At 52.3% G+C, this 11,256-nt stretch carries 10 protein-coding genes; 2 read left to right on the top strand and 8 right to left on the bottom strand.

Annotated elements, in window-relative coordinates:
* Window positions 1-5 precede the first annotated feature (5 nt).
* The 7 genes from nuoF to lrhA form a co-directional block, all read right to left on the bottom strand.
* The gene (gene nuoF / locus ABVM99_RS14255) at window positions 6-1,343 is read right to left on the bottom strand and encodes an NADH-quinone oxidoreductase subunit NuoF (RefSeq protein WP_000800048.1); all 1,338 of its coding nucleotides are present in this window, start codon (window positions 1,341-1,343) and stop codon (window positions 6-8) included.
* Window positions 1,340-1,840, bottom strand: coding sequence for an NADH-quinone oxidoreductase subunit NuoE (nuoE, locus tag ABVM99_RS14250; RefSeq protein WP_000545038.1), 501 nt, complete (start codon window positions 1,838-1,840; stop codon window positions 1,340-1,342). The genes nuoF and nuoE overlap by 4 nt, the downstream gene beginning before the upstream one ends.
* Before the next feature lie 2 nt (window positions 1,841-1,842).
* Window positions 1,843-3,645: an NADH-quinone oxidoreductase subunit C/D gene (nuoC, locus tag ABVM99_RS14245; RefSeq protein WP_000247855.1), complete on the bottom strand. Its 1,803-nt coding sequence runs from the start codon at window positions 3,643-3,645 to the stop codon at window positions 1,843-1,845.
* An 86-nt stretch (window positions 3,646-3,731) separates the two neighbouring features.
* The gene (gene nuoB / locus ABVM99_RS14240) at window positions 3,732-4,394 is read right to left on the bottom strand and encodes an NADH-quinone oxidoreductase subunit NuoB (protein WP_000386728.1); all 663 of its coding nucleotides are present in this window, start codon (window positions 4,392-4,394) and stop codon (window positions 3,732-3,734) included.
* 15 nt (window positions 4,395-4,409) lie between these two features.
* Window positions 4,410-4,853 carry an NADH-quinone oxidoreductase subunit NuoA gene (nuoA, locus tag ABVM99_RS14235; protein WP_000062993.1) on the bottom strand — a complete coding sequence of 148 codons (444 nt, stop codon included), beginning with the start codon at window positions 4,851-4,853 and terminating at the stop codon, window positions 4,410-4,412.
* Window positions 4,854-5,247: 394 nt separating this feature from the next.
* The gene (locus ABVM99_RS14230; protein ID WP_001522276.1) at window positions 5,248-5,400 is read right to left on the bottom strand and encodes a hypothetical protein; all 153 of its coding nucleotides are present in this window, start codon (window positions 5,398-5,400) and stop codon (window positions 5,248-5,250) included.
* A 79-nt stretch (window positions 5,401-5,479) separates the two neighbouring features.
* A complete protein-coding gene (lrhA, locus tag ABVM99_RS14225; protein WP_000606288.1) occupies window positions 5,480-6,418 on the bottom strand; it encodes a transcriptional regulator LrhA in 939 nt (312 codons plus the stop codon).
* Between the two features lie 931 nt (window positions 6,419-7,349).
* Here lrhA and alaA point away from each other — a divergent pair.
* Together alaA and yfbR are read left to right on the top strand one after the other, a co-directional pair.
* Complete coding sequence (alaA, locus tag ABVM99_RS14220) at window positions 7,350-8,564, top strand: alanine transaminase AlaA (RefSeq protein ID WP_000074540.1); 1,215 nt, start codon at window positions 7,350-7,352, stop codon at window positions 8,562-8,564.
* Window positions 8,565-8,657: 93 nt separating this feature from the next.
* Entirely contained in the window at window positions 8,658-9,257 is a 600-nt protein-coding gene (gene yfbR, locus ABVM99_RS14215; protein ID WP_000813882.1) for a 5'-deoxynucleotidase, read from the top strand.
* A gap of 105 nt (window positions 9,258-9,362) precedes the next feature.
* Here the strand turns inward: yfbR and ABVM99_RS14210 are convergent, their stop codons facing one another.
* A complete protein-coding gene (locus tag ABVM99_RS14210; RefSeq protein ID WP_023194675.1) occupies window positions 9,363-11,189 on the bottom strand; it encodes an SLC13 family permease in 1,827 nt (608 codons plus the stop codon).
* Window positions 11,190-11,256 lie beyond the last annotated feature (67 nt).

The raw sequence follows: 11,256 nt of genomic DNA, 5'->3' as shown, positions 1-11,256 counted from the left end.
TTAACTCACCAGCGCTCTTTGAGCAGGTTCGGCTGAATACCATTGATTAAATGGGTATTGCTGAACGGCTGCTTGATGCCAGCTTCGAATTCTTCGCGGAAATACTTAATTGCGCTTTGCAGTGGCTCAACCGCGCCCGGCGCATGCGCGCAGAAGGTTTTACCCGGTCCGAGGAAACGACACAGTTGCTCAAGTGTCTCGATATCCCCCGGCTGGCCTTCGCCACGCTCCAGCGCGCGTAGAATTTTCACGCTCCACGGCAACCCGTCGCGGCATGGCGTACACCAGCCGCAGGATTCGCGGGCAAAGAACTCTTCCAGGTTACGCACCAGCGATACCATGCCGATTTCGTGGTCTACCGCCATCGCCAGCGCGGTCCCCAAACGGCTGCCTGCTTTACCAATGCTTTCGAACTCCATCGGCAGGTCAAGATGCGCCTCGGTCAGGAAGTCGGTTCCCGCCCCGCCCGGTTGCCAGGCTTTGAATTTCAGGCCATCGCGCATACCGCCCGCGTAGTCTTCGAGGATCTCGCGCGCGGTGGTGCCGAACGGTAATTCCCACAGGCCCGGATTCTTCACGCGGCCCGAGAAGCCCATCAGCTTGGTACCCGCATCTTTGCTTTTCGAGATGTTCTGGTACCACTCCACGCCGTTGGCGAGGATTGCCGGGACGTTGCACAACGTTTCGACGTTATTCACACAGGTCGGCTTGCCCCATACGCCGGAGGTCGCCGGGAAGGGCGGCTTGGAACGCGGGTTCGCGCGGCGGCCTTCGAGGGAGTTAATCAGCGCCGTTTCTTCACCACAGATGTAACGCCCTGCTCCGGTGTGGACAAACAGTTCAAAGTCGAACCCGGTGCCCATGATATTTTTGCCAAGCAGCCCGGCCTCGGTTGCTTCAGCAATCGCACGGCGCAGATGTACAGCCGCTTCGATATATTCGCCGCGCAGGAAGATGTAACCACGATACGCTTTCAGCGCGAACGCGGAGATCAGCATGCCTTCCACCAGCAGGTGCGGCAGCTGTTCCATCAGCAGACGGTCTTTATAGGTGCCCGGTTCCATTTCATCGGCGTTACACAGCAGGTAACGGATGTTCATGGATTCATCTTTCGGCATCAGGCTCCACTTCAGACCGGTGGAAAAGCCCGCGCCGCCGCGCCCTTTCAGACCGGCGTCTTTTACCTGGCTGACGATTTCATCCGGAGACAGGCCGGTCAGCGCCTTACGCGCGCCTTCGTAGCCGTTTTTGCTACGATATTCATCCAGCCAGACCGGCTGTTTGTCATCGCGCAGACGCCAGGTCAGCGGATGGGTTTCGGGAGTACGGATAACGTTTTTCATTTATACCGCTCCAGTAGTTCAGGAATGGCTTCCGGGGTCAGATGGCTGTGAGTATCCTCATCAATCATCATGTTCGGCCCTTTATCGCAATTCCCCAGGCAGCAGGTCGGCAGCAGCGTAAAGCGACCATCAAAGGTCGTCTGCCCCGGTTTGATGTTGAGATTTTTTTCCAGCGCGGCCTGAATCCCCTGATAGCCGGTGATATGGCACACCACGCTGTCGCAGTAGCGAATCACGTGGCGACCGACCGGCTGACGGAAGATCTGGCTGTAGAATGTGGCGACGCCTTCGACGTCGCTCGCCGGAATACCCAGCACATCGGCAATAGCGTAGATCGCGCCGTCCGGCACCCAGCCACGCTGCTTTTGAACGATTTTCAGCGCTTCAATGGACGCCGCACGCGGGTCTTCGTAGTGGTGCTTCTCGTGCTCTATCGCTTCACGCTCTGCCGCACTCAGCTCAAAAGCCTCGGTTTGTGGTTGTTGATTCTCGTGCATAATTAGCGGTCCACATCTGACATAACAAAATCGATACTACCCAGATAGACAATCAGGTCGGAGACCAGGCTACCGCGGATCGCCGAGGGAATCTGCTGCAGGTGCGCAAAGCTCGGCGTGCGCACGCGGGTACGGTAGCTCATAGTGCTGCCGTCACTGGTCAGGTAGTAACTGTTAATCCCCTTCGTCGCTTCCACCATCTGGAAGGACTCCTGCGCCGGCATCACCGGGCCCCAGGAGACCTGCAGGAAGTGGGTGATCAGGGTTTCGATATGTTGCAGCGTGCGCTCTTTCGGCGGCGGCGTGGTCAGCGGGTGATCCGCTTTGAACGGGCCTTCCGGCATGTTATCGAGGCACTGCTGAAGAATGCGCAGACTCTGGCGCAGCTCTTCCACTTTCAGCATCACGCGGGTATAGCAGTCGGAAACGCCGCCGCCCACCGGCACTTCAAAGTCAAAGTTTTCGTAGCCAGAGTATGGACGCCATTTACGTACGTCGAAGTCGATCCCGGTCGCGCGCAGCCCTGCGCCGGTGGTGCCCCACTCCAGCGCCTCTTTCGCGCCGTAAGCGGCAACGCCCTGCGAACGCCCTTTCAGAATGGTGTTACGCAGCGCGGCTTTCTCGTAAGAGTCCAGACGCTTCGGCATCCACTCAAGGAACTCTCGCAGCAGGCGATCCCAACCGCGCGGCAAGTCGTGCGCGACGCCACCGATACGGAACCAGGCCGGGTGCATACGGAAACCGGTAATGGCTTCCACCAGGTCATAAATTTTCTGCCGGTCGGTAAAGGCAAAGAAGACCGGCGTCATCGCGCCGACGTCCTGAATAAAGGTCGAGATGTACAGCAGATGACTGTTAATGCGGAACAGTTCAGAGAGCATCACGCGGATGACGTTCACACGATCCGGGACGGTGATCCCTGCCAACTTTTCTACCGCCAGCACGTACGGCATTTCATTGACGCAACCACCGAGGTATTCGATACGGTCGGTATAGGGAATGTAGCTATGCCAGGACTGGCGCTCGCCCATTTTTTCGGCGCCGCGATGGTGATAGCCGATATCCGGCACGCAGTCGACGATTTCTTCGCCGTCAAGTTGCAGGATAATACGGAACGCACCGTGCGCAGATGGGTGGTTCGGGCCGAGGTTGAGGAACATAAAGTCCTCGTTGTCAGTCCCGCGCTTCATCCCCCAGTCTTCCGGCTTAAAGGTCAGCGCTTCCATTTCCAGATCCTGCTTGGCTTTGGTCAGCTCAAACGGGTCGAATTCGGTCGCGCGCGCCGGATAATCTTTACGCAGCGGATGGCCTTCCCAGGTTTGCGGCATCATGATGCGCGTCAGGTGCGGGTGGCCTTCGATATCAATACCAAACATCTCCCAGGTCTCACGCTCGTACCAGTTGGCGTTAGGGAAAAGTTTAGTGAAGGTCGGCACGCGCAGGTCGTTTTCAGACAACGCCACCTTGAGCATGATATCGCGATTACGCTCAATGGAAATCAGGTGGTAGAAAACGGAAAAATCCGCGGCGGGTAACCCGTCACGGTGCGTACGCAGGCGTTCATCCATGCCGTGTAAATCAAACAGCATGACGTAAGGTTTCGGCAGTTTCTTTAAGAAATCGCCAACCTCCAGTAGTTGTTCACGCTTGACCCAAACAACGGGGATACCGGTGCGGGTCGCCTGAACGGTAAAGGCATCCGGCCCAAAACGGTTGCGCAGTTCGCCGATAACCGGATCATCAAGATGATCGCGGGTACTCCATGCAGCGTCTTGCGCGGTTAAGTCGGTCATATTGTTCACCATTGCAAATGGTCCGTGGTGGTCGGCAGTGCTTCGCGCTATTAAAATAGTGGTTAGCGAAGTGAAGTGCTGCTGCCGACAGGCGCAAATTAAATCTCGTCCGGGGTACGCAGGTTCGTGACGGCAATACGCTCGCCGCGTTTACGTTCGCGTTCTGGCTGCATATTGGCGCGATACACGCCCTGATCGCCCACCACCCATGAGAGCGGACGGCGCTCTTTGCCAATCGATTCTTGCAGCAGCATCAACGCCTGCATATACGCTTCCGGACGCGGCGGACAGCCAGGGATATACACATCCACCGGGATGAACTTATCAACGCCCTGCACTACCGAATAAATATCGTACATGCCGCCGGAGTTGGCGCAGGCGCCCATAGAAATGACCCATTTTGGCTCCAGCATTTGGTCATACAGACGCTGAATAACCGGGGCCATTTTGGTAAAGCAGGTACCGGCCACCACCATCAGGTCAGCCTGACGTGGCGACGCACGCAGCACTTCCGCGCCGAAACGGGCAACGTCATGCACTGCGGTAAAAGAGGTCACCATCTCTACATAGCAGCAAGAAAGGCCGAAGTTGTAGGGCCAAATTGAGTTTTTACGGCCCCAGTTAACCATGTCATGCAGTTTGCCCATGAACACGTTTTTGTTAACTTCCTGCTCCAGGGGGTCGGTTACGATCTCCTGTTTTTGCAGGGGGTAACGGTCATTCTCACCGTTAGGATCTATGCGGGTGAGCGTATAATCCATCTTAATGCCTCGCGGTTAGCGTTGACGATTAGCGATACTGTTCGTTTCCGGGTTCATACGCTCGCGGCGTGAACGCGCGGGCGTCCAGTCCAACGCGCCAATACGCGCCAGATAAACCAGACCAGCCAGTAACACAAAAATAAAAATTGCAGCTTCCACAAAGCCAACCCAGCCGCTTTCGCGGATAGAAGTCGACCATGCGAACAGATACAGCGCTTCAACGTCGAAGATAACGAAGAACATGGCTACCAGGTAAAACTTGGCAGACAGGCGTAAGCGGGCGGTGCCGACCGAGTCGATACCTGATTCAAACGGAACGTTCTTGTGCCTCGCGCGTGCGCGACCGCCCAAAAACCAACCGCCTACCAGCATCAGGCAGCACAGGCCAATGGCAACGATAAGAAAGATAGCGAATGCCCAGTGATGAGCGATGACTTCAGTGGATGTTGACATACTCATTGCTTACTCATCAAAAGTAGCGCCAGTTCCTCTGCTCTTTACGGCAGATGGACGCCACATCGATTCATGGGGAGGAATAAAAAAAACCCTACAATTACTGTAGAAAATGATAAAAACAGCTAATTGATGTGGTTTTTTACTCCTTTCTATAACCTTTTGTCAACTTTAACAAAAGTTCCTTCACATTAATTTACATCAATTCATCATCATTAACATTAAGTGCCATCCTGGAGAAAATGACTCTTCGACCAGGGGGGATTTTATGTTGTTGAATCGTGTCCGTTGTGAAGCAAAAGAAATAACACACACCTATTTTGACAGGAATTTGTGAAGATGCCTCCCCCTAAATGGGAGTATTTTCTTGATCTGTGACACGCTTTTGTTAATTCCCCCCCTAAAACAGCAACAATTTCTCTAGTTTTTTAACATGCAAATTCATAAAATGGATGTTCTGGTTATTTTTTGCCCACATTGAACTGCGAATCGCTACTGGCTGATTTACCGCAACTTTTACAATTTGTGCGGTTAAGCGCGTACAGATGGGCACAAAAAAAGAGCCACTGAGCGTTTTTTCATCGCCAGCGGCTCTTTTTTACATTTACGACTTAGCGCCTTTTGCCTGCGAGCTACTCAAAACCCCCTTCCACCATCAGCGGATCATCTCCGCCCTCTGCAGAAAACTGGTTGTAATGCCATGGGTTTTGATAGCTTTCCATCGCATGGAAAATCACCATCGCCAGCTCGTTCTGGCTATTGGGATCGCGGCACAACAGATATTCCGTATCCGGCAAAGGCGGTAATCCGTCTGCGGCGCCCAGTACGCGAAGGTCGGGACTCATCATTTCGACAGGTCGAGCCGTTACGCCAAGACCGGCTTTAACGGCCGCGCGTACCGCCGGTAATGTAGACGCCACATAGGCCAGCCGCCAGGGAATACCCGCTGCATTTAGCGTCTCCAGCACCATATCGCGGAATGGGCTGGGATCGTCCAGCAGGACTAATGGTACGGGCTCTCCCCTTTGCAAAACATACTCAGCCGCACAATACCAATGGGTGGGCGAGGTCCGCAAATTCAGACAGTCCAGCGAATGAGGTTGGTTAGTCGTCACCACCAAATCTACTTCCTGCGATTTAACCATGTCCACCATATAGGCGTTGCGTTTTACCCGTACATCAAGCGCGAGTTTCGGATAAACCGAGCTGATTCGGCTAAGCAAAAAAGGCAGGATAGTATCAGCTGATTCATCAGAAGCGCCGATTGTTAACACTCCCTGAAGATTACTGAACATTAATGATGAACACGCCTCATCATTAAAACGCAGGATTTTTCTGGCGTACCCCAGAAGCTGGATACCGTGTTCGGTCAAAAGTTTGTTACGGCCATGGCGGGCGAACAATTCCTTTCCCACGAGTTGCTCAAGACGCTGCATTTGCTGACTGACCGCAGACTGAGTACGACATACCGCCGCCGCCGCCGCGGCGAAGGTGTTCAGATCGGCAACGGCCACGAACGTTCTCAGCAGATCGAGATCGAGGTTAATTATCGGACGATTTGCATTTATCATAATTTTTCACTTACTGGCGGGTCATATCGGGCTGACCTGGTTAATGCTGTGCATTCAGAAACAAGCAATTCCATTTGTAATGTGCATCCTTCGCAGTACCGCCTGGTTACCCAGGTAAATGTTAGAATGTAATTGAAAATACGACCAAAACACTTCTCTTACTTACTGATATAATACCAAATGCAACTGATCGGGATATATCAAAGAGAATGTGTCATACCTTTAGGCGTCTACAGATTTCTGCTAATGATGGACGTGTAAATCTTGTAACAGCGTCAAATAGTTTACCGAGACGCACAGATACAAAAACAATATATTTAACAATAGGTTATGTATAAAATCGCGTCATGAAAATTAGCAGACAACGCAGACTACGCCCCCGTTTCGGATCATTATCTTAACCTAAAACCGCTATATTTATAAGTATTATTACGAATAATCTTAACCTGGGATATGTTATACTAATCGGACCAGAAAGATATTATTACGGCTTTAGTAAATGCTTTTTAAATATTAAATAATAATTAATTAAGATTTCTACCATTCATTAATTATACTTAACAATAGTTTCACACCCCCCGCCGCCGGAAAGGTCTAACCTTCTCATTTTACCTTTAATACTCAGTATTTCCGAAATAGCCGACGCGACACTAATGATGAATGCTTATCTCTCATAAAACAGATAATTTCTGACAACATAAAAAACCACATTACGCGCAATCATATAGAACAAAACACCATACATACAGACAAAAATAGAAAATACATCTAACTAAATGATTTTATGAAGTTTTAAACAGTTCGAAAGCGCGTTAAAAATAAACAAAATCTTCTTCTGTTCACTCTTCAAAACTCACCGTCGTGGGAGTACATTGTTTCGTGCTGACTTCCACGGCAGGGAGTGGCAATAACAGCTAAAAGGTCAAGATTCATGTCCCCCATTGAAAAATCCAGCAAACTCGAAAATGTCTGTTATGACATTCGTGGCCCCGTTCTGAAAGAAGCGAAACGCCTTGAGGAAGAAGGTAATAAAGTTCTTAAACTGAATATCGGCAACCCCGCCCCCTTCGGATTCGAAGCGCCGGACGAAATTCTGGTCGATGTCATTCGTAATTTGCCGACGGCGCAAGGATATTGCGACTCGAAAGGGCTTTATTCCGCCCGTAAAGCGATTATGCAGCATTATCAGGCCCGTGGAATGCGCGATGTAACCGTGGAAGATATCTATATCGGTAACGGCGTTTCCGAGCTGATCGTTCAGGCGATGCAGGCGTTGCTTAACAGTGGCGATGAAATGCTGGTTCCCGCGCCCGATTATCCGTTATGGACAGCGGCGGTATCGCTCTCCAGCGGCAAGGCGGTACATTATCTTTGCGATGAATCTTCCGACTGGTTCCCGGACCTTGACGATATCCGCGCCAAAATCACCCCACGTACGCGTGGTATTGTCATTATTAATCCAAACAATCCTACTGGCGCCGTCTATTCTAAAGAATTGTTGATGGAAATTGTCAACATTGCGCGCGAGCATAATCTCATCATCTTCGCCGATGAAATTTATGACAAGATTCTCTATGACGATGCCGAGCATCACTCTATCGCTGCACTGGCGCCTGATCTGCTGACCATCACCTTTAATGGTTTGTCTAAAACCTATCGCGTCGCCGGCTTCCGCCAGGGCTGGATGGTGCTGAACGGGCCGAAAAAACATGCGAAGGGCTATATTGAAGGACTGGAGATGTTAGCCTCAATGCGCCTGTGCGCTAACGTCCCGGCGCAACATGCTATTCAGACCGCGCTCGGCGGCTATCAAAGCATTAGCGAATTTATTCTGCCGGGCGGTCGACTGTATGAACAGCGTAACCGCGCCTGGGAGTTGATTAACGATATCCCCGGCGTTTCCTGCGTAAAACCACGCGGCGCGTTGTACATGTTCCCCAGGATCGACGCTAAACGTTTTAATATTCACGACGACCAGAAGATGGTGCTGGACTTCCTGCTACAGGAAAAGGTGCTGCTGGTGCAAGGTACCGCCTTTAACTGGCCGTGGCCGGATCACTTCCGCATTGTGACGCTACCGCGTGAAGATGACCTGGAGATGGCCATCAACCGTTTTGGGCGTTTCCTCTCAGGTTACCATCAATAATCTTAAATTCAGGCTACTTCGGTAGCCTGAATTGCATCTTCATCCCCCTCCCCGCACAATGAAGTCTGCCGCAGTGAAAACAAAAGGTAATCTATGAAGCAGAGCCATTTTTTCGCCCATCTCTCCCGCATGAAGTTGATTAACCGCTGGCCGCTGATGCGTAACGTGCGTACGGAAAACGTCTCCGAACATAGTCTGCAGGTGGCGATGGTCGCCCATGCGTTGGCGGCGATAAAAAACCGTAAATTTGGCGGTCAGCTCAATGCTGAACGCATCGCGCTTCTGGCGATGTATCATGATGCCTCGGAAGTACTGACCGGCGATCTGCCGACGCCGGTAAAATATTTTAATTCCCAGATAGCCCAGGAATATAAAGCGATCGAAAAAATCGCCCAGCAAAAGCTGGTTGATATGGCGCCGGATGAATTACGCGATATTTTCGCACCGCTTATTGATGAGAATGCCTGGAGCGAAGAAGAACAGGCAATCGTAAAACAGGCCGATGCGCTTTGCGCCTACCTGAAATGCCTGGAGGAGCTCTCAGCGGGAAACAATGAGTTTGGACTGGCAAAAACGCGGCTGGAAAAAACGCTGGAATTACGTCGCAGCCAGGAGATGGACTATTTTATGGCGGTGTTCGTACCAAGTTTCCATCTCTCTCTTGACGAGATAAGCCAGGATTCACCGCTTTAAACGGTTTTGCCGGATGGCGACGTCAACGTCTTATCCGGCCTGGACGTAGCGTGATATCCGTAGGCCTGATAAGCGTAGCGCCATCAGGCCTTTTCCTGTCTGGGGTTAAAACGGAAACAACATCGGAATCATCACAATACAAACCGCCATCACAATAAGCGTGAACGGCACGCCAAGCTTCACAAAATCGCTAAAGCTATAGTTTCCCGGCCCCAGAACCAGAGTATTGACCGGCGATGAAACCGGCGTCATAAAGGCGGCGGATGCCGCCATCGCTACCGCCATCGCAAACGGATAGGGCGACACACCCATCGATTTCGCCGCCGCCAGCGCAATCGGCGCCATCAGCACCGCCGTTGCCGTGTTAGAAATGAACAGTCCTATGACGGCACACAGCACGAACAGGCATCCCAGCATCATATATGGCCCATAACCGCCGCCGATATTCATTAACCCTTGCACGACCAGAGAGACGCCGCCGGTTTTTTGCAACGCCTGCGCAAACGGCATCATACCCACAATCAAGATAATGCTCGGCCAGTGGATCGCTTTATACGCGCTTTCAGCATCAATACAGCGAAATTTTCCCATCAGCAGGCAGGCGATAATCGCCGCGATCGGGTTGGGAATTTCATCGGTCAACATCAGCGCCACCATCAGTACCAGGCAGAAAATGGCGTGCGGCGCCTGGCTGTGCGCAGGAGAGGCTTCGCTGACCTCGACCGGCATATTCAGCACCACAAAGTCGCGGCCTTTTTGCCCCAGCAGGCTGATTAACTTCCAGTTCCCCACGACCAGAATGATATCGCCCATCAATAACGGCTCATCGGCCAGCGCCCCTTCCAGCGCGACGCCGTCGCGTTTCAGGCCGACCACATTCAGCCCGTAACGTGTACGGAAAGCGATTTCACGCACCGACTTGCCAATCAGTTCAGACTCCGGAATAAGCGAAATTTCCGCCATCCCGACATCCAACGCCTGATCGGAAAAATATTCTCCACGCAATACCATCGGTTCCAGCAGTTGCTCGGCGCAGAACTCTCTGAGGTCAACCTCCGCCGCCGACATATCAATCAGCAGAACGTCGCGAGCGCGAAACTCCGATACGCCGTTCACATTGACGATAACCCGCCGAAAGCGCCGCCAGCGTTCAACGCCGATGACATTGGCGCCGTAACGTTCGCGCAGTTTAAGGTCGTCCAGCCGCTGTCCCACCATCGGCGAACCGGGGCGAATCGCCAGACGACGAGCGCGCCCCGTCAGACGGTACTCGCGGATAAGATCGCGGAAAGTGCGCCGCTTACCGGCCTGTTGTCCGGGCGCATCGCCTTTTAGCATGAAGCGCATCACCAGCATATAAACAATGCCGAGCGCCAACACCACTATCCCCAGCGGCGTCACGCTAAAAAAGTTGAACCCGTGCAGGCCTTCACGCAGCAGTTCACTGTTAACCACCAGGTTCGGCGGCGTCGCCACCAGCGTCATCATTCCGCTGATAAGCCCGGCAAAACTCAGCGGCATCATCAGGCGCGAAGGCGAGGTTTGCATATGCATAGAAACGCTAAGAACAACGGGGATAAAGATCGCCACCACGCCGGTTGAACTCATGAAAGCGCCAAGTCCGGCGACGGTGATCATCAGTAAAACCAGCATTTTGATTTCACTGCTGCCCGCCATTTTAACCAGCCAGGTACCAACCACCGTCGCAACGCCGGTGCGTACGAGGCCATCGCCAATAATAAATAAGGCGGCGATAAGAATGACATTCGGATCGCTAAAGCCGGAGAAGGCTTCCGGAAGGGTCAAGGTACCGCTAAGGACAAAAGCAACAATGACGAATAAAGCCACCGCATCCATACGTACTTTGCCCGTCGCAAACAACACGACGGCAATCGCCAGTAAAGAGAGAACCCAAATCAATTCACCGTTCACAACATATCCTTGTCAGATGAGAAGATAACGCGATTCTGCCATAAATATGCCCCGCCAAAGCGGGGCG

This window comes from Salmonella sp. SJTUF15591, assembly GCF_043356435.1.
In the GTDB taxonomy this organism is placed as follows: Bacteria; Pseudomonadota; Gammaproteobacteria; order Enterobacterales; family Enterobacteriaceae; genus Salmonella; species Salmonella enterica.
Note: the sequence above shows the minus strand (reverse complement) of the source record. Positions and strands in the feature narration are given on the sequence as shown.

What these genes read in the sequence shown, in the direction of transcription:
- nuoF (WP_000800048.1), bottom strand. Translation starts at nt 1,343, where the DNA reads ATGAAAAACGTTATCCGTACTCCCGAAACCCATCCGCTGACCTGGCGT.
- nuoE (WP_000545038.1), bottom strand. Translation starts at nt 1,840, where the DNA reads ATGCACGAGAATCAACAACCACAAACCGAGGCTTTTGAGCTGAGTGCG.
- nuoC (WP_000247855.1), bottom strand. Translation starts at nt 3,645, where the DNA reads ATGGTGAACAATATGACCGACTTAACCGCGCAAGACGCTGCATGGAGT.
- nuoB (WP_000386728.1), bottom strand. Translation starts at nt 4,394, where the DNA reads ATGGATTATACGCTCACCCGCATAGATCCTAACGGTGAGAATGACCGT.
- nuoA (WP_000062993.1), bottom strand. Translation starts at nt 4,853, where the DNA reads ATGAGTATGTCAACATCCACTGAAGTCATCGCTCATCACTGGGCATTC.
- lrhA (WP_000606288.1), bottom strand. Translation starts at nt 6,418, where the DNA reads ATGATAAATGCAAATCGTCCGATAATTAACCTCGATCTCGATCTGCTG.
- alaA (WP_000074540.1), top strand. Translation starts at nt 7,350, where the DNA reads ATGTCCCCCATTGAAAAATCCAGCAAACTCGAAAATGTCTGTTATGAC.
- yfbR (WP_000813882.1), top strand. Translation starts at nt 8,658, where the DNA reads ATGAAGCAGAGCCATTTTTTCGCCCATCTCTCCCGCATGAAGTTGATT.